Origin of the sequence: Bacillus cereus group sp. MYBK14-1, assembly GCF_051916885.1 — a bacterium.
Classification (GTDB): Bacteria; Bacillota; Bacilli; order Bacillales; family Bacillaceae_G; genus Bacillus_A; species Bacillus_A cereus.
Genome location: NZ_JBQAHM010000009.1, coordinates 136,337 through 154,760 on the forward strand (window position 1 = coordinate 136,337; position 18,424 = coordinate 154,760).

The following is an 18,424-nucleotide window of genomic DNA, read 5'->3' on the forward strand; positions in this document are numbered from 1 at the left end:
ACCGAGGAGGAATTGTATATGGCATCAATTTCATTGAAAAAGGGACAAAAGGTAGACTTAACAAAAACGAATCCAGGTCTTTCGAAAGTTCTTGTAGGACTTGGTTGGGACACGAATCGTTATGACGGACAAAACGATTTCGACTTAGATGTTAGTATTTTCTTAGTAGGCGCGAATGGTAAAGTTTCAGGAGCTGAAGATTTCGTTTTCTATAATAATCCAAAAGGTGCGAATGGTGCTGTAGAGCATTTAGGAGATAACCGCACTGGTGAAGGTGAAGGCGATGACGAAGCGATTAAAGTAGATTTGAAAAATGTTCCTGCTCACATCGAACGTATTTGTTTCACAATTACAATTTATGATGGAGAAGGCCGTAGCCAAAACTTCGGACAAGTTTCTAATTCTTTCGTACGTATTCTTGATGAAGAAAAGAATGCAGAATTAATTCGTTACGATTTAGGAGAAGATTTCTCTATTGAAACAGCCGTAGTAGTAGGTGAATTATATCGTCATGCAGGTGATTGGAAATTCAATGCAATCGGAAGTGGATTCCAAGGTGGATTAGCGTCTCTATGTAATAACTTTGGTTTAGATGTAGAGTAATAGATTTGATTTATATATCCATCGGTGAAATGTATGTTTACTGATGGATATATTTTTAAAGATAAAAATATAGAGGTGAATATAGATGGTTATTCAATTACAAAAAGGCCAGAAAATCGATTTAGGTAAGACAAGCCCTGGTTTAACAAAAGCAGTAATTGGTCTTGGATGGGATATTAAATCTTATGACGGCGGAGCCGATTTCGATTTAGATGCATCTGCCTTTTTATTAGATGCAAACGGAAAATGTGCGAAGGAAACTGATTTTATCTTCTATAATAATTTACAGTCTCCTTGTGGATCTGTTTTACATACAGGAGATAACCGTACAGGTGAAGGTGAAGGTGACGATGAGCAACTTGTTGTGGATTTGAAGAAAGTTCCAGCAGATGTGCACAGAATTGCTATTACAGTTACGATTTATGATGCAGAAGGCCGTAGTCAAAACTTTGGGCAAGTAGGAAATGCGTTTGTTCGTTTAGCGAATGAAGAAACGAGTGAAGAAGTTCTTCGTTTTGATTTAGGGGAAGATTTCTCCATCGAAACAGCAGTTGTCTTTTGTGAATTATACCGTCATAATGGACAGTGGAAGTTTAATGCAGTAGGAAGTGGATTCCAAGGTGGTTTAGGTGCGCTTGTAAGAGCGTATGGCTTGGATGCATAGAAAGGAAACGATATTCGTTTCCTTTTTTTGACCTTTCTATAAATCTAGCAAAGAATAGGGGATAAAGGTAAGATGAGTATTTTGCAAGGAATCCTTGATACGTATGCTCAGTTTTTCGACTTGGACATGTGGATTAAAGTGTTGCAGGATCCAGTATCTTGGGGATTAATTGGTACACTTGTTGTACTTGAAGGATTATTATCTGCTGATAACGCACTTGTGTTAGCGGTAATGGTAAAACATCTTCCGGAAGAAAAACGTAAAAAAGCATTATTCTATGGACTTATTGGAGCTTATGTGTTCCGCTTTATTGCGATTGGAATCGGAATGTTCTTAATTAAATTATGGTGGGTAAAACTTCTTGGTGCACTTTACCTTGCTTGGTTATCAGTAAAATACTTTATTGATAAGCGTAAAGGTGCAAGTGAAGAAGACGAAGCTCACGGTATGAATCAAAATAGTATTCTCTTTAGAATGTTTGGTGTCTTCTGGGGAACAGTTGCGATGGTTGAATTAATGGATATCGCATTCTCTGTAGATAGCGTACTTGCTGCATTTGGTGTATCTAATGAAGTTTGGATTTTACTATTAGGCGGAATGCTAGGTATTTTAATGATGCGTGGTATTGCTGGTGTATTCTTAAAATTGTTAGAGCGTATTCCAGAGCTTGAAACGACAGCATACATTTTAATCTTAATTATTGCAGCAAAAATGTTACTGTCTTTAATCGAGATTGAGATTAGTCATACACTATTCTTTATTATTTTAGTTGTAGCATTTGGAGCAACATTTATACTTCACTACATGAAGAATTCTGGACAAGCTAGAGAAGAAGTTGCAGCTACTAAAGAAGACAATAAATAATTGAAATGGGTTTGCTCGTTTTGCGAGCGCCCATTTTTTATAACCAAAAATAGTTTATAATAGAAGAAGGACTTAGAAAAAACGTAAATGTTTTTGGAGGTGAACTGTTGTGTTTTCACGTTTTACACTTCAACCATATGCATTAAAAGATGAATCAGATTTAAAGCAATTTGAAACGCTTTTAGAAAAACGCCCACAATATGAGCTGACAGAGAATGAGATGAAATTTAGTTATATAGCATGTCGAATCCTTGGCGTTCCTAATGATGTAGATGAATATTTTAATGAACTGTTTGATTATAGTGAAGCGAAAGGAATCGAAGTTTTACACGAACAAAATTTAAACAAAGTGATTGATTCGGAAAAGCTTCGTCATATTCAAGAAGTGTTCGGATTACATCAAGAAGCACCAAATGGTCTGACAGTAAATAGGCTAGTTGCACACTTATCTGGGAAACAACTTTTACCGAAAGTAGACAATCCTGATTTACAGCATTACATACATACGACGTTTATTTCACTATTGAAATTATATGAGAAGCAACATAATCAGTCGTTAAAGACAGAAGGCTTCCGTCGTTTCTTAATCGACATAATTAAACTAAGCGAAAATTACGTAGCGAAGTGGTTCTCTACGATTAATTATAAGAAACAAATGCCGCGTATCATTTGGTACGGTGATGCACAGGAAAGCCGTATATATTTCTTATACTTTCTTATTATGCTCGGTTGTGATGTGCTTTATTATCACCCAGAAGGAAAAGATGGATTTGAAAATATTGATGAAGAGGGAAGAACTTTTGTTGTATCTCATTCAAGTCGCATTTCGCTTGAACCATTCCCTGATCGTCGCCGTGAGCGTGTTGCAACAGTAGCGTATCAAGCTTCGAAAGAAATTGAACAAGTACTTCACCACGATAATTCACTGCTGTACAAGCCGTGGCAATTCCGTTCCTATACGCCTGTAGCTCGTACGTTAAAAACGACATATGATGAACTCTTTTTAATTACGAAAGAAAAGGCATTTGTACGCCCAACATTCTTTGTTGAAAATAAACATATTTATATTCCTTCTTTATTTGCGAAAATATCAGGCGTTTCAAAGAATGATAAAGAATATTTTCAACGATTAAAGGCTGTTACATCATTTGATAACAGTTTATTAATTAATACATTCCCGTTTACGAAAGAGCAAAAAGCAAACTTCCAATATCATTATCGAGATGCATTGGACCGAGCTGGAAAATTGCATCCTGATCTAATTATGAATAGCCATTGGTGGCCGCATAAGCGTTTACCAGAAGGTTTACAGCATGGGATTGCAGAGGCGATTATCCATACGTGCGAAAGTGAAATGTGCAAACCAATTGCGAAAGAGACGAAACAAGATGTAGCGCTATATGTTTTCGCACAACTTTCTCAAATACCACCGAATATTTTAGAACAGCTTGAGAAATTTGATTATTCACAAGATGTACCGAAAATTGTTATATTTAATAATGAGAAGAGCGGAGAATTAACTCGTTCTGACGCTGTTTTATTACTATTTTTGAATCAAATTGGAGTAGATGTATTCCATTTCAATCCAACGGGAAGAAACGATATTGAACCGTATATTGAAGCGGGGGCATTTGATTCACATTGGCTTGAAGAGGTTAATTTCGATCTTGAGTTTCATGGTTCATCAGCCTATAAAAATTTATCACAAACAATAAAAGGACTATTTCGTCCATTTTTATAAGGAAAGGGAGAATACCATATGAATAACCCAGTCGTACTAGATCCGAAAACAGAATTAAATGAACAAACAGCACAAGATGTTCGCTTACAACTTAGACAAGATGCGGATGTACAACGTATTTATAATGCGGTAGATATTAAAGATCAATTAGAATTAATTGAACTTGGAAAAGAACCTTCTATGGAAATTTCACGTTTTGCTGATCAAATTTTACATACAATGTCATTATCAAAGATAGAAGATTCTGGTGAATTATTAAAACAGCTTGGTAAAATTATGGACCGATTTGATAGTAAAGACTTTGCGGAAGAAAAAAGTGGTTTCTTCTCACGTATGTTCAAAAAAGCGGATAAAATGATAGAACAAATCTTTAGTAAATATCAAACGATGGGCCGCGAAATTGATAAAGTTTATGTGGAAATTACGAAGTACCAAGATGAGATGAAAAAATCAATTGGTACGTTAGATGGCTTGTATGAGCAAAACTTAAAATATTATTTAGACTTAGAGAAGTACGTAGTAGCAGGAGAAATGTTATTAGAGCGTTTAAATACAGAGTTAGTTCCGATGTATGAAGAGCGTGTACGTAATAATGATCAATTAGCAGGTATTGAATTAGAGTCGCTTAAAAACTCTGTTGAAATTTTAGAACAGCGTATTGACGATTTAGAAAAAGCACGTATGGTTGCGTTACTTACAGCACCACAAATTCGTATGATTCAACGTGGTAATAATAAATTAATTGGTAAAATCAATACAGCATTTATTACAACGATTCCTATCTTTAAAAATGGTATCATTCAAGCGGTAAATGCCAAGCGCCAAAAGCTTGTTGCAGATTCTATGGCTGAACTGGATCGCCGTACAAATGAATTACTTAAGAAAAATGCACAAAATATCGCAACGCAAAGTGTAGAAGTAGCGAGATTATCAGGTTCTTCTAGTATTAAGATGGAAACACTTGAGGAAACTTGGAACATTATTTCAAGAGGTATGCAAGAAACACAACAAATTGAAGAACAAAATAAACGTGAGCGTGAAGAAAGCCGCAAGCGTATGGCTACATTAACAGAGAATATCAAAAAAGAATTACAAGGATAAAGTGAAACTTTAATCAGTGGGGTTTTGTTCATCCCCACCGATTATTAGCCTTCACCAATTGGACATTTATGGGCAGTTAATCCATCACCTAACTTCTTTGCTCAAACTGAATTTTGAGGTGGGAGTTTTACTGCACGGAAAATAGTAGGATAAATGAAAAGGCAATGAGGACTATTCCTCATTGCCTTTTAGTTTCTCTTCACTAATTTAATAATCTCATTCAGAATAAGTGGAATGATACTTAATAAGAGAACAAATCCCCAATCTCGCATCGTTAATGCATGTACACCGAATATATTTGCAAGGGGCGGGATGGAGATGATACAAACTTGCATAAGAACACCGATAAGAAGGGAGAAAACTAAATATTTATTTGTAAAGATCCCAATTGAAAAAATTGATTTCGTTATTGAACGCAAGTTAAATGAATGAACGAGCTGAGAAAAACTAAGAACGACAAATGCCATCGTTTGAGCGTGTAATAGAGCATCGTCATCAATTCGCTTTGGGAAAAGAGGAAATAAATTTGTATCTCCAGTATAGAATTTTGCTCCGACGATAAAAGCTATTAGAGTTAAAAGTCCAATGATAACTCCATTGAAAATCAGGAAAGGAACGCTGCCACTAAATAAGCTTTCTTTCGCATGTCGTGGTTTTTCCTTCATCACATCTGGATCTTCAGGATCAACCCCAAGTGATAATGCAGGCAGTGTATCTGTAATTAAATTCACCCACAAAATATGAATAGGTCGTAGTGGTGTTGCCCAGCCGAGTAAAATCGCTAAAAATAAAGCGATAATTTCTCCGAAGTTACAAGAGAGTAGGAAGAGAATTGATTTTTTTATGTTACGATAAATATTTCTACCTTCTTCAACGGCTTTCACAATAGATGAGAAATTATCATCTGTTAACACGACGTCTGCTGCCCCTTTTGCAACGTCTGTTCCTGTAATGCCCATCGCAACGCCAACATCAGCTTGCTTTAAAGATGGTGCATCATTGACACCATCACCAGTCATAGAAACGATATTTCCTTTCGCGCGTAATGCCTTTACAATTTTCACTTTATGCTCTGGAGAGACTCTAGCGAATACATTTAAATGATTAATTTTGCTAGCTAGTTCTGTATCAGAAATGTTATCTAATTCAGTTCCAATCATAATTTCCGATATTTCTTCAGCAATGCCAAGTTCTTTGGCAATTGCAAAGGCGGTATCTTTATGGTCACCAGTAATCATAACTGTGCGAATACCGGCTTTTTTACATTCTTTAATTGAATCTTTCACTTCAGTTCGTGGTGGATCAATCATACCGACAAGACCAATAAAGATAAGATTTTTTTCAAGATGATTTATATCCACATCGTTTGAATCGTATTGTTTAAATGCGAATGAAAGTACTCTTAAAGCTTCTTGAGACATTGAACCAGCGGCTTCTAATATTTGATCTTTATCAGCATCTGTTAGAACCTCGATTTTACCGTTTTTAAATATGTGGGTACATCGAGGTAAGAGTTTATCGATAGCACCTTTCGTCATGCTATAGTAGCTTTCATCATATGTATGCACGGTTGACATCATTTTACGATCTGAATCGAAAGGCAGCTCATTTACACGTTCATGTATTTTTTCTAAATGATCTTTTTGCATATTAAAGGTGGTTCCGGCAACGAGAAGAGCAATTTCAGTCGGGTCTCCCGTTTGTGATTCGTTATTGTAAGACGCATCATTACATAGCACCATATTTTCTAACAATAGACGTTGCGCATCATTATTTACATTTAAACTTTCTAAGCGATCGTATGTGTTATCACTATAAAAGTGAGTAACGGTCATTTTATTTTGCGTTAACGTACCTGTTTTATCTGAACAAATAATTGTGACAGAACCGAGGGCTTCAACAGCTGGTAGTTTCCGAATGATAACGTTTTGTTTAATCATACGTTGCACACCAATTGCAAGAACGATGGAAACGATAGCTGGCAAACCTTCTGGAATAGCTGCAACGGCTAAACTAATTGCAGTCATAAACATTTCTAGTGTATCTCGTCCTTGTAAAAAGCCTATGAGAAACATCACGATACAAATAGCTACAGCAACAAAGCCTAAATACTTTCCGACTTGTGCTAAGCTTTTTTGAAGTGGTGTCATATCATCGTCAGCTTCATGTAACAAGGTAGCAATCTTACCAATTTGTGAGTTCATTCCAGTTTCAACAGCAACACCGACGCCTCGTCCATATGTAACAAGAGTAGACATAAAGGCCATGTTTTTTTGATCGCCGAGTGGTACTTGCTCATCACGTTGCATGGAAGGGTGGTAGATTGCATCTTTATCAACAGGGACAGATTCACCAGTTAGAGCAGATTCTTCAACTTTTAAATTTGCGGTTTCAATAAGGCGTAAATCGCATGGGATATATCGTCCGGCGTCGAGCATAACGATATCCCCTGGAACGACGTGCTCAGATGGAATTTCTTTTAGTTCACCATTTCTCTTGACGATAGCTTTAGGTGTTGCCATCTTTTTCAATGCCTCTAAAGCTTGTTCTGCTTTCGATTCTTGGACAACACCGATAACAGCATTTAAAACTACAACAAGCGCGATAATACTGGCATCCGCCCATTCACCTACAAAGGCAGAAATAAGGGCAGCAATAATAAGGACATATACGAGGACGTCATTAATTTGGGCGAAAATACGCTGCCATAAAGTGCGTTTTTGTTTTGTAGCTAATTCATTAGAACCGTATTGCTTTAAACGTTCACTTACAATCTCATCTGTTAAACCGTTTTGTTCGTTTGTTTCTAGGTCAATCAATGTTTGATCTTTCGTCTTACTGTACCAATTGCTCATAAGTAAGCACCTCCAGTAAAAACAGTTAGCAATGGTAGTGTTGCTATTATTTGTGAGTAGTATGTATGGAGAAAAAATCTAAGGTGAGGTTCTACTTCTATTGTACAATATTTTACAGTTGGTTGAGGGAAAGAGAAGAGTTGTCATGAATTTGTTGGAAATAAAAAAGAGCCTCATAATAAGAGAGGCTTTTTTACTTTTTAATTAATGTACCTAATTCTTCTGTAATAGCTTGCATTTCACTAATGCTGAATGTTTCACGTTTCATAACATGATCATAAATGTCACGTAAATCTTCGTACATTTCTTCGTTAAAACTAGCAGCTCTCATCGCTCCAGCATTAACCATACGTAATTTTTCTTTAATAGCTTCGACCATGTATTCAACGTTTTCTTCTGACTTTACGGATAAATCCACCGAAGTGTCCCCCTTTAAAATAACATAAGGCTATCTTAACATTTTTTATCATTTTCGTTAATGGATCTTTTCAATCCTATTAAATTAGTAGGGATTTCCTTTATATTTCATAATTGGTTGTTTATACTATAAGTATATATGAAGAAATGCACCAAGAAGGGAAGAAACAAAAACATGGTTCAAGTATTGTTTGTTTGTCTTGGGAACATTTGCCGTTCTCCGATGGCAGAAGCGATTTTTCGAAATCTTGTCGTAAAAGAGGGACTTGAAGAGAAAATTGTCATTGATTCTGCAGGAACTGGAGATTGGCATGTTGGTCATCCGCCACATAAAGGAACACAAAAAATTTTAAAAGAAAATGCAGTCACTTTTGAAGGAATTAAAGCAAGGCAAGTAGAAAAAGAAGACTTAACAAAGTTTGATTATATTATTGCCATGGACAACAAGAATATAGCAGATTTAAAAAGTTTAGGTAAAACTGGAGGCTATATTGGTAGGCTGTCCGACTTTGTTCCAGACGGTGGCTGGACAGACGTTCCTGACCCTTACTATACAGGGAATTTCCAAGAAGTATATGACCTTGTAACAGAAGGGTGTGCAAAGCTATTAGCTTTCATTCGAAATGAACAAGGAATATGAGGAAGCTTAGAAAGAAATACTTTCTAACATAAGAAATGAAAGGGTGAAGGAATATGGCAAAGAAAAATAATATTGCTCGAAACATTGCGATTGGTGTAGCTGCAGGTGTAGCTGTATCCATGTTAAAGAAAGAAAACCGCGAAAAAGTAAAAAATACAGCAGAAAAAGCAAAAACAAAGATGATTGAAATTGGTGAAAATGCAAAGATCAAAGAAAAAGTGCAAACTGTTACAGATAAAGGACGCGAACTTGCAGATTTCAATGTGGTAAAAGCGAAAGTAGCAGAAATTAAAAAATTAACGCCATCTGTTGTAGAGACGTTAAAAGAAACGAAAGAAATTTTTAGTAAGAAAAAAGTTGAGCCAGAAGAAAAGCCAGAAACGATTGAAATTCAAGCTGTATCTCCAAAGGTAGATGAGTTGAAAGTAGAAGAAGAGCCAATAGTTGCTGAAGATGGTGGTATGAAAGAAGCGCGTGAATTATTTATGAAAGACTCAAATGCAGTGGAAAAAAAAACTGAAGCGTACATTGAGTTAAAGCAAGATAAAGAAGAGAAGAAAAGCGTTTAAACATATATGAGAAAAATTTTAGAAAAGGTGAGAAGAAATCGTACTTATTCGTTTGGTAAAGATTTATATGACCGGACGATGCGCGATGATGTAGCGGGCTTGGCAGCACAGCTCGCTTATTTCTTCTTGCTTGCAATTTTTCCTGGGCTCGTTTTCTTAATTACGCTTCTTGGATTTATTCCCATTCAAACAGAGGATGTGCTTAGTTTATTAGAGGTTTATGTACCAGATGATGCAATGAACTTAATTGAGGTAAATGTAGATAAAGTTGTAAACCAGCAAAATGGTGGTTTATTATCATTTGGTTTATTATCCATGTTATGGTTTGCCTCAAATGGTGTTAATGCGGTTATGAATGCTTTTAACCGTGCTTATGACGTGAAGGAAACACGTTCTTTTATTACAACAAGAGCGTTATCAATTGTGTTTACATTAGCTATTATTTTTATGATTGTCTTTGCGTTAATTGTTCCGGTATTCGGACAAGTTATTGGAGCAGCAGTGTTTAAAGCACTCGGTTTATCAGATAGTTTTTCTTTCGTATGGAGCATTACACGATTAGTAGCGAGTTTCTTCGTGCTATTTGCTTTGTTTAGTTTCTTATATACATTTGCACCAGATCGAAAGTTAAAAAGAAGAGAAGTTATTTCAGGGGCGTTATTTGCTACTGTAGGATGGATTGTGGTATCGTACTCATTTGCTTATTATGTAGATAAGTTTGCAAATTACGCCAATACATATGGTGGTCTTGGTGGTATCATTATTTTAATGTTATGGTTTTATTTAACTGGATGGGTAATTTTACTTGGCGGTGAAATTAATGGTTTACTCCACCATTATAGAACCGGTGACAATAATTCCCGTAATGAATAATGAGTTCTTGTTCCATAATAAAAAGGAACAGGGGGGATATTTCATGAGTAATAATAAAAAGAACCATAATAATAAAAGTAATAATAAACAAAAGAGCAGTTCGCATCCAAAGCATAAAACGAGTAGCAGTGCGAACGGTCATAATAGCTATCACTAAAAAAAACGGGTCCTCTATGAGGGACCCGTTTTATTTGCTTCCTTTTAGTAATCGTAAGCCATTCAAAATGACAAGAATCGTACTTCCTTCATGACCAATAACACCGAATGGAAGAGCTAAAAATTGCAAGAAGTTTGAACAAATTAGCATGGCAATAACGGCTAGCGAAAAGATTACGTTTTGCTTCACAATACGGTTCATTCGTTTTGATAAACGAATTGCTTGGGAAAGGCGAGATAGTTCGTTCTTCATCAGTACAACATCTGCAGTTTCTAAAGCTACATCTGTTCCTTCTCCCATTGCGACACCAATGCTAGAAGTAGCTAGGGCAGGTGCATCATTTATACCGTCTCCAACCATTGCTACTGTACCGTATTTTTCTTTTAACTTTTTAATCGTTTCAACTTTTGTTTCTGGTAAGCATGATGCGTAATATTCCTTTATATTACTTTCAGAGGCAATTGCTTTTGCCGTTTCTTCATTATCTCCAGTAATCATAATTGCTTCGACACCAATGCTTTGTAAATCACGAATAGCAGCTATTGTTTCTTGGCGAAGCGTATCTTTTAAAGCGATAAGTCCAAGAATGCCTCCCTCATCACTAATATAAACGACAGTTTTACCTTCCTTTTCAAGTGAGGCAGAAATACCATTATGAAATGTTTTTGTTTCTTCACCGATAAAATCAGCTTTACCTATTTTATAAGCGTTGTTTTCGAATATTCCTTTTAGCCCAAAACCAGTTACATCTTCAACCTTTTCTGGTTTTTTTAATGTAATGTCGTACGCATGTTGTGCATATTTAACAATAGATTCAGCCAAAGGATGTGTAGAGTGACTTTCAATTGATGCTGTAATAGAAAGTACTTCTTTTTCTGTCATATTTTCTCGAACATATATATCTGTTACGGTAGGTTTTCCTTCTGTTAATGTTCCTGTTTTATCAAAGGCGATTGCTTTTACTGAAGCGAGACGTTCTAAATGTATGCCACCTTTAAAGAGAATCCCATTTCTTGCTCCGTTAGAAATGGCTGATAACGTTGCTGGTGTAATGGCAGCAACGAGTGCACAAGGAGATGCGACTACAAGTAAGATCATAGCGCGATAAAACGTTTCATTCCAGCTCCAGTCAAGTAAGAAATGAGGAACGAACATCATAAGCGCAACAACGAGTAGTACACCTTTTACGTATGTTCCTTCAAACTTTTCGATGAATAGTTGTGATGGTGATTTTTCACTTTGTGCACTTTGTACGAGACGGATAATCTTTTGGAATAATGTTTGATCGCTCGGCTTCGTAATTTTAACTTCGATAGCACCACGTAAATTTACAGTACCTGCAAATACTTCATCGCCATATCTTTTCTCATTTGGAATAGGTTCTCCCGTGATTGCTGCTTCATCGATATTTGTTTCACCGTTATGAATCGTACCGTCAGCAGGAACACGTTCACCTGGTTTAATTAAAATAATGTCGTTAATTTGTAACTCTCCAACAGGAATACGTTCCTCTGTTCCGTTGGAAATGCGTAATGCTTCTTCGGGTTGTAAGTCAAGAAGAGCGGAAATTTCTTTTTGGCTCTTACTTAATGTATAAGATTCCATAGCACCGCTGAGCGCAAAGATGAAGATTAAAATAGCCCCTTCTGCCCAGTAGCCAATAATTGCAGCACCGATAGCTGCAAAGAGCATTAGCATTTCAACATTTAGCTCTTTTTCTTCAATCGTATCTTCAATGCCTTCTTTAGCTTTTGCATATCCACCAACTATATAAGCAAGGATATAGCAAGTAATACCTATATTCATTGCATCGTTCTTTGTGAATAGCCAGCCAGCTAAAATAAAAATACCAGATGCCACTGCAAATACAAGTTCATAATGTTTTTTTAATGTGTCCCATAAAGAGGGATGAGAAATTGTTTCTTTTGCGTGTAACGTTTTTACTTCTGAGTTCATTACTACTCGCTCCTTCCGAATTCTTATTGAGAAAAATAATCAAAATCGAAACCCCTATAAAACGACGAAAGCTGCCATCCATAATGGATAGCAGCATTTCTGTTGAATCTGTTTTTAATCGTTCTTATGTTGTAATTATTCTATAGTATATCATATGTTTTTATGAGATGGTACGGTTTTGTTTCAAGTATAAACGGAAAACTTGTGTTTTCGCAATTCCTTTGGTATATATGAATATTGTTCATAAAAAGGTCGGAAAGGAAGACAACAAGTGAAGACAGAGAAATTTTTTACCCATCCGATTGGCGTATTTATTGCTGCAATAGTAGCAACTTTTTTATGGGGAAGCGCATTTCCTTTTATTAAATTAAGTTATGTTGAACTTGGAATTCAACCACAAGAAGTTGGAGAGCAAATATTATTTGCCGGTTATCGTTTCTTGTTATCTGGAGTCATGCTCTTATTATTCTTTAAAGTGTTAGGAAAAGATATGAGCTTCAAAAAAGGAACGGGGAAACAGTTAATACAAATTGGTTTATTCCAAACGTTTCTTCAATATATCTGTTTTTACATTGGAATGAGTTATAGTTCAGGAATTGAAGGAGCTATCATTTCAGGGACATCATCATTCTTTCAAATTTTACTCGCCCATTTTTTATATAAAGATGATGCTCTCAATATAAGAAAAATAATTGGGGTATCGATTGGTTTTTGTGGCGTCATTTTAGTAAATGTGCCGAGTGATGGTAGCTTATCATTTCATTTTGGAATTGGAAGCTTATTACTTCTTAGTGCAGCAATGCTGTATTCATATGGAAACATATTAGCGAAAGAAGGTAGTAAAACGTTAGATGTTGGCTATATGACAGCATACCAAATGATGTTTGGTTCTATAGGATTATTATGTATAGGGGCTTTACAAGTTGGATTAATGCCATTTACATTTAGTCTACATGCACTAATTATGCTGATTTATTTATCTTTCTTATCTGCAGCTGGTTTTTGCATTTGGAATACAATTATGAAGTACAATAAGGTTGGAAAAGTATCTATGTATATGTTCTTTATACCCGTATTTGGTGTGTTATTATCGAGCATGATTTTAGGTGAAGCAATTCATTCATTTGTGTTACTCGGTTTAGCATGTGTAGCCGCGGGAATTATTGTGGTAAATCGGACGCCAGCTAAGCAAAAAATAGAGAAAGAAAAACAAGTAGCATAGAAAGCAGAAAAGCGATTACAATGGAAGAACAGTACTGTTCTTCTTTTTTTATAGAAAAAGGATAATAGACTAAGTGTAACGAAAAAAGATACAAAAAGCATTTATTGAGGAGAACATATTATGAATCTACTTTACGTGGTGTTAATTGGGCAAATACTTCTTTTTTTAATTGGTGCAATTTATGCAATGCGGCAGACAAAAAGAACGAAAGATAATATGCCGTTACCTTTAGCAATCCGTCTTATTCTTAGTTTTTCTTTAACAGGTAGTGCAATTTGGATATGGTTACAAGATCCATCTGTAGAGTATAGTACGTGGGTTGCACTTGGTATGACTTTATCGACTGTGGGAGATTTGTTTATGGCTGGGCTGATTCCAATTGGTCACAGGTTAATTGGTGGGATGGTTACTTTCGCTCTTGCTCATTGTTTTTATGTAAAAGCATTTTTGCAAACAGGAATTTCGTGGAATGGTTTTTGGATTGGCTTACTCGTATATGGGCTCTTTCTAATTGTAGGATGGTTCTTCTTTATCCGAAATGATAAACAGGATAAATTGTTTACGATAGGAGCTCTAATTTACGGATTGTGGGTTGGAGGAATGGCTTGCTTTGCATTCGCCTTATATTATGAAAATACAGGAATATGGTGGATACCAGCGTTTGGTGGTTTACTGTTTGTGATTTCTGATTTTATTATTGGCGTGACAGATATCGGAGGACGTAAATTGAAGTATGAGCCACTTTGGATTTGGTTTACATATGTAGCTGCTCAAATGTGTATTGTATATGTGGGATTATAAAAAGATACTCTCAAAATAGTGAATAGACTATTTTGAGAGTATCTTTTTTGCTTGTTTAATTTGATCAGTATTACCATTTTGAAATTTCTAATATTATAATTTTATAATTCAGAATTTTGTAGAAAATCATCGGTCGTATTATTTATAATGAAAGTAAAAAGATGATGAGTTGGTGAAATGATGCAAAAGAAAAAACGTTGGCGTGAATTCTTTGGAACTATTGCAATTGCATGTTTATTGGTGTTTTTGGCGAAAATTTTTGTGTTTTTTCCGACGAATGTAAAAGGAGCATCCATGAGGCCGACGTTGCAAGATGGAGATAAGGTGATTGTTAATAAGCTAGCAAAACAATTTGAAAGCTATGGGAGAGAAGATATTATTGTTATGAAAACAGATAATTTTTATGTCAAAAGAGTGATTGGATTACCTGGAGATATAATTGAGATGAGAAATGATCAATTATATGTAAATTCTGAAGTGAAAGATGAAGAGTATTTGGATAGTAATAAAAAACAAGCAGAAAAAAAACTTATGAATTTAACAGAGGACTTTGGACCAATTACAGTTCCCGAAAATAAGATTTTTGTTATGGGAGATAATCGCTTAATAAGTAAAGATAGTAGAAATGGTTTAGGTTTTATTGATAGAGAAGATGTGTTAGGAAAGTTAGCAGGCATTTATTATCCGTTTGAACATATGAAAATAATAAAGTAAAAAACCAAGCAAATTTTAGTTTGCTTGGTTTTTTTGGTTAAACAGTAGGAGATTCGTTTGATACAAAAATATCTTCATGTTTCTTTGTAGTACTTAAAACGAATTTATGTTGTAGCAATTGTAGTTTAAATAACGCCAAAGGATCATGATATGTTTCTGGATTGCTTCTTAGCGTTGCTAATGTTTGCTCGTCTTCCTTTATCTCAAGTTGAGCTGCATCTACATTTTGTTTCAATATATTAAGTGGATCTTTGAAGAACATCATGATATCACGTTCTAATGCACCTTCAAATACTTCAAATTGAAGGAAGAATTGTTTTGAAATTGTGTGAGCAATTTCTGTATAGTCTTCTGTTTCAATATATTGTTTATATTTGTTGGCGAGCATAGATTGGTTTTTTTGCATATTACCAAATAATTTTCCGGCACTTTTTAAGAAAAACTGTGTCGGTGTAAAGCGTAATAAAATATTGATGTTCGTTACTGTAATTCGATTTGTCATTCGTACAACATCTCGATTCCAATCATCTAATAATTTGAAATCGCAAGGAAGTTTCATACGTTCTTCTTTATATAATTTATTAAACGTTTCACTCATTTCATCTAAATAAGCTTGAGCTTGAATAAATTCATTATGTGCTGTTTCAATCCATTCTTGAATAGACCCAGTAAATTTAGGAAGAAGTACCTGTTGTACATGCTTTTGAACTCGTTCATTCATTGCAGCATTTAATTCTTCATGAACTAATTTGAAATCACTATCTTCTTGAACAAGATCAGAGCAGCTCTGTAATAATTCAGGAATTTGAGAATGTATATCTCGTGTAATTTCTTCTTTCGTTAAAAGATAGGATTCGGTAATAGAACGAATTTTATCTTTTTCAAGAGCAGTAAGGTTATTAATAAATCCAGTAAGTTTCACTGAGATGTGTTTATTCCAGCGTACGGATTTTACTAATGTATTTTCTAATTCCACACGTTCATTTATGAGATAAGCAATTGTCTTTTGCGTAAACCATATTAGCTTTTCTATACGTTCTTTTTCTATATCGCGTTTTGCAAGATTAGAAAGAATAGATTCTGTTACATCTCCAAGTTGCTGGCTACTCTCTTGCGAAGGAGAGTATGGGAAGAATTGTGCATCTGGAAAATGTACTTTAAGTTTACTAATTAGTTTTTCATCAGTAGTCGTATTATTTGTGTGTGATACGAAGTGAATTTGTAAGTTTGGTACTTGTTCACGTAAATAAATTAACGTATCAATTTCTTGACTATGCAATGGTGAAGAAGAATTTAATACGTATACAAGGCTATCTGCTGCTTGTAAGTATTCAAAGTATGCATTGTTTTTATCCAATTGTCCTTGAATAGATGGTGTAATAAGAAATGTAAACTTATTTTTTCTTAAAAACCTACTTGGTAGCTTAATTTCTATACATTTTTTCTCAAGTTCTGACTGAGCAGATGTAGCCGTTATTTGATGGAATTCATCAAGGTTAGGGATATTTCTTATATCTAACTCGGTAAATTCTGTTATTTCAGTTTGACTAGCGTCTTTAAATAGAATAGGAGTTGTTAAAGTTTCAGTTAAGATGTTCTCTCCCAATATTGAATTAACAAATGATGTTTTATCATGGTCACTAGTTCCAGCTATTAGTATTGGTGTGACATTTAAATCACATAGTTCATGGACGAGTAGCGTAAATTGATGACTTAAATCTACATCATTTTTCTCAGCCCATACAGCGATTGTTTCGAATAAATGAGAAACTGTTTCCATATTTACATCTGCTTCAGCTGATGTATTAGAAAGTAAGGATCCAGCACTTTTTACGAGTAATGATTCTAAAGTTGTAGGTGAGACTTCATTCCATGCTAACACTGCTGCAGAGACAACTAGAGAATCTTTTGCTTTCGTTAAACTGAACCAATTTGTTAATAAATTTGGTACAAGTCCGTTTAATTCATGCATAAAATGATTTCCGGTAATTAATGCAAAGTATGTTTCTTGGTAGCGAGTAGAGATTTCATTCCAATCGTCATTATTGTCTGTTTCAATATGCAAGAATAAATGATTAATACTTTGAATCCAAGGAAGGTATAAGGATTCATGTTGATAGCTATTCCAAAGAGCAATAACAAGTTCTTTAAATTGAGCTTGATCAACAGCATATAGAGCTTTTAAAGACTCATAGAAATATTCAGGCTTAATATTTTTTGTAAATCCTTTGTTTATGTAAGTTATTAACGTATCAAACCAGTGTAAAGATTGTGTTCGGATACCTTCTTGAACAGCTAGTTCGATAGCGTTGTTCCAATCTTCTTGTTTTTCATAGAAAGAACGTGCAATTGCAGTAATATTTGGGTAATCCGGTTGGAATGCAACAGCTTCACTAATCGTCTTAAAAGCGAGTCCTAAACGATCTTGTTCGATATAAAGAGAAAGAAGTTGTAAGGAAACCTCCATCGTAAGAGTCGTATCTTCCGTTTGAATAGATTGATAAATTTCTTCTGCCTTTGGTAAGAATCCTAGTTCAAAATAAGCATCTGCAATATTTTTTGTCGCCCAAAGTGCAAGAGCATTATTTACTTTTTCCCATTTAAATATAGCTGCTTCAAAATCTTTATTTTGATAATAAAATTCACCTTGAGCAAATCGAATATTAGAAATGTTGGAGAATTCATTTTTAGATTCATTTATATATGCTTCACCGAGTACTTCCGATGCAGGAGTAGAAGTTTCTTCTGTTAAAAATGTTTTATAGTAAACTTTTTGAATAAATTGATTTTCAATGGTCATGTTCGTTCCCCCCTGTATAATTTAGAAAAATGATGTTGTATGTAAAAGGGTGTATGTTCTTTTAATAGGTAGAAGTTGCATTATATAGACCAAACTATGTTTTTGCTAGATATATCATTTTTCTTGAGAGTTAAACCGTTGCGAAAAGTAACTTTCCTTTATTGTAACAAAAAAACACGCATATGAATTTTTATTTTTTATCGGGTTATTTGCGGGCAATAAGAATCTAATCTCAAAATTGGTGAATGTAAGTGGGTTATGTGGAGTCGGGATGTCTGTAAAAGCAAGATTGGCATAGGTTAATAATTAGTAGAGGATGAACAAAACTCCCACTGAGTAAAGTTTTTCTTTATCTCTGTTAAAGGAAAGAATAGAAGTAGAGTTCATTATAAAAACAATGTATAGTGAATATGTATACCATGTTTGCCTTAAAGATAGAAAGGGTAC

15 protein-coding genes are annotated in these 18,424 nt (G+C 34.9%); 11 read left to right on the forward strand and 4 right to left on the reverse strand.

Annotated elements, in window-relative coordinates; translation table 11 throughout:
- Nucleotides 1-18 precede the first annotated feature (18 nt).
- The 5 genes from ACTFR3_RS21355 to ACTFR3_RS21375 all read left to right on the forward strand — a co-directional run bounded on the left by ACTFR3_RS21355 (nucleotide 19) and on the right by ACTFR3_RS21375 (nucleotide 4,973).
- Nucleotides 19-603: a TerD family protein gene (locus ACTFR3_RS21355; RefSeq protein WP_000146726.1), complete on the forward strand. Its 585-nt coding sequence runs from the start codon at nucleotides 19-21 to the stop codon at nucleotides 601-603.
- 85 nt (nucleotides 604-688) lie between these two features.
- Nucleotides 689-1,267: a TerD family protein gene (locus tag ACTFR3_RS21360; RefSeq protein WP_000236641.1), complete on the forward strand. Its 579-nt coding sequence runs from the start codon at nucleotides 689-691 to the stop codon at nucleotides 1,265-1,267.
- 72 nt (nucleotides 1,268-1,339) lie between these two features.
- Complete coding sequence (locus ACTFR3_RS21365) at nucleotides 1,340-2,131, forward strand: TerC family protein (protein ID WP_000025704.1); 792 nt, start codon at nucleotides 1,340-1,342, stop codon at nucleotides 2,129-2,131.
- A gap of 109 nt (nucleotides 2,132-2,240) precedes the next feature.
- Nucleotides 2,241-3,872 carry a YceG family protein gene (locus ACTFR3_RS21370; protein WP_000492859.1) on the forward strand — a complete coding sequence of 544 codons (1,632 nt, stop codon included), beginning with the start codon at nucleotides 2,241-2,243 and terminating at the stop codon, nucleotides 3,870-3,872.
- 18 nt (nucleotides 3,873-3,890) lie between these two features.
- Nucleotides 3,891-4,973: a toxic anion resistance protein gene (locus ACTFR3_RS21375; protein WP_001064409.1), complete on the forward strand. Its 1,083-nt coding sequence runs from the start codon at nucleotides 3,891-3,893 to the stop codon at nucleotides 4,971-4,973.
- A 188-nt stretch (nucleotides 4,974-5,161) separates the two neighbouring features.
- Here ACTFR3_RS21375 and ACTFR3_RS21380 read toward each other — a convergent pair whose 3' ends face one another.
- Nucleotides 5,162-7,828, reverse strand: coding sequence for a cation-translocating P-type ATPase (locus ACTFR3_RS21380; protein ID WP_074047958.1), 2,667 nt, complete (start codon nucleotides 7,826-7,828; stop codon nucleotides 5,162-5,164).
- Nucleotides 7,829-8,021: 193 nt separating this feature from the next.
- On the reverse strand, nucleotides 8,022-8,246 hold the full coding sequence (locus tag ACTFR3_RS21385; protein ID WP_000366196.1) for a DUF1128 domain-containing protein: 225 nt from the start codon (nucleotides 8,244-8,246) through the stop codon (nucleotides 8,022-8,024).
- A 174-nt stretch (nucleotides 8,247-8,420) separates the two neighbouring features.
- Here ACTFR3_RS21385 and ACTFR3_RS21390 point away from each other — a divergent pair, with 174 nt between their 5' ends.
- From ACTFR3_RS21390 to ACTFR3_RS21400, 3 genes are read left to right on the forward strand one after another with little or no spacing between them, the layout of a single operon-like run.
- Nucleotides 8,421-8,885, forward strand: a complete 465-nt coding sequence (locus tag ACTFR3_RS21390) for a low molecular weight protein-tyrosine-phosphatase (protein ID WP_000250916.1) — start codon at nucleotides 8,421-8,423, stop codon at nucleotides 8,883-8,885.
- 53 nt (nucleotides 8,886-8,938) lie between these two features.
- Entirely contained in the window at nucleotides 8,939-9,454 is a 516-nt protein-coding gene (locus tag ACTFR3_RS21395; protein ID WP_001085389.1) for a DUF4075 domain-containing protein, read from the forward strand.
- 6 nt (nucleotides 9,455-9,460) lie between these two features.
- Nucleotides 9,461-10,327: a YihY/virulence factor BrkB family protein gene (locus ACTFR3_RS21400; protein WP_001226536.1), complete on the forward strand. Its 867-nt coding sequence runs from the start codon at nucleotides 9,461-9,463 to the stop codon at nucleotides 10,325-10,327.
- A 187-nt stretch (nucleotides 10,328-10,514) separates the two neighbouring features.
- Here the strand turns inward: ACTFR3_RS21400 and ACTFR3_RS21405 are convergent, their stop codons facing one another.
- Nucleotides 10,515-12,440: a heavy metal translocating P-type ATPase gene (locus ACTFR3_RS21405; RefSeq protein ID WP_063219948.1), complete on the reverse strand. Its 1,926-nt coding sequence runs from the start codon at nucleotides 12,438-12,440 to the stop codon at nucleotides 10,515-10,517.
- 271 nt (nucleotides 12,441-12,711) lie between these two features.
- On the opposite strand from ACTFR3_RS21405, the gene ACTFR3_RS21410 reads away from it, so the two are divergent.
- From ACTFR3_RS21410 to lepB, 3 genes are all read left to right on the forward strand, one after another.
- Nucleotides 12,712-13,662: a DMT family transporter gene (locus tag ACTFR3_RS21410; RefSeq protein WP_000845713.1), complete on the forward strand. Its 951-nt coding sequence runs from the start codon at nucleotides 12,712-12,714 to the stop codon at nucleotides 13,660-13,662.
- Between the two features lie 120 nt (nucleotides 13,663-13,782).
- Nucleotides 13,783-14,463 (forward strand): lysoplasmalogenase, encoded by a 681-nt coding sequence (locus ACTFR3_RS21415; protein WP_001051080.1) that lies wholly within the window; start codon nucleotides 13,783-13,785, stop codon nucleotides 14,461-14,463.
- Nucleotides 14,464-14,640: 177 nt separating this feature from the next.
- Nucleotides 14,641-15,177 carry a signal peptidase I gene (lepB, locus tag ACTFR3_RS21420; RefSeq protein ID WP_000983303.1) on the forward strand — a complete coding sequence of 179 codons (537 nt, stop codon included), beginning with the start codon at nucleotides 14,641-14,643 and terminating at the stop codon, nucleotides 15,175-15,177.
- A gap of 37 nt (nucleotides 15,178-15,214) precedes the next feature.
- On the opposite strand, the gene ACTFR3_RS21425 is transcribed toward lepB, so the two are convergent.
- Nucleotides 15,215-17,977 (reverse strand): tetratricopeptide repeat protein, encoded by a 2,763-nt coding sequence (locus ACTFR3_RS21425; RefSeq protein ID WP_000151418.1) that lies wholly within the window; start codon nucleotides 17,975-17,977, stop codon nucleotides 15,215-15,217.
- Nucleotides 17,978-18,424: the final 447 nt, after the last annotated feature.

Excerpts from the sequence above, each read along its gene's own strand:
- ACTFR3_RS21400 (WP_001226536.1), top strand. The coding sequence starts at position 9,461 with ATGAGAAAAATTTTAGAAAAGGTGAGAAGAAATCGTACTTATTCGTTT.
- ACTFR3_RS21375 (WP_001064409.1), top strand. The coding sequence starts at position 3,891 with ATGAATAACCCAGTCGTACTAGATCCGAAAACAGAATTAAATGAACAA.
- ACTFR3_RS21415 (WP_001051080.1), top strand. The coding sequence starts at position 13,783 with ATGAATCTACTTTACGTGGTGTTAATTGGGCAAATACTTCTTTTTTTA.
- ACTFR3_RS21395 (WP_001085389.1), top strand. The coding sequence starts at position 8,939 with ATGGCAAAGAAAAATAATATTGCTCGAAACATTGCGATTGGTGTAGCT.
- ACTFR3_RS21360 (WP_000236641.1), top strand. The coding sequence starts at position 689 with ATGGTTATTCAATTACAAAAAGGCCAGAAAATCGATTTAGGTAAGACA.
- ACTFR3_RS21405 (WP_063219948.1), bottom strand. The coding sequence starts at position 12,440 with ATGAACTCAGAAGTAAAAACGTTACACGCAAAAGAAACAATTTCTCAT.
- ACTFR3_RS21365 (WP_000025704.1), top strand. The coding sequence starts at position 1,340 with ATGAGTATTTTGCAAGGAATCCTTGATACGTATGCTCAGTTTTTCGAC.
- lepB (WP_000983303.1), top strand. The coding sequence starts at position 14,641 with ATGATGCAAAAGAAAAAACGTTGGCGTGAATTCTTTGGAACTATTGCA.
- ACTFR3_RS21390 (WP_000250916.1), top strand. The coding sequence starts at position 8,421 with ATGGTTCAAGTATTGTTTGTTTGTCTTGGGAACATTTGCCGTTCTCCG.
- ACTFR3_RS21380 (WP_074047958.1), bottom strand. The coding sequence starts at position 7,828 with ATGAGCAATTGGTACAGTAAGACGAAAGATCAAACATTGATTGACCTA.
- ACTFR3_RS21425 (WP_000151418.1), bottom strand. The coding sequence starts at position 17,977 with ATGACCATTGAAAATCAATTTATTCAAAAAGTTTACTATAAAACATTT.
- ACTFR3_RS21355 (WP_000146726.1), top strand. The coding sequence starts at position 19 with ATGGCATCAATTTCATTGAAAAAGGGACAAAAGGTAGACTTAACAAAA.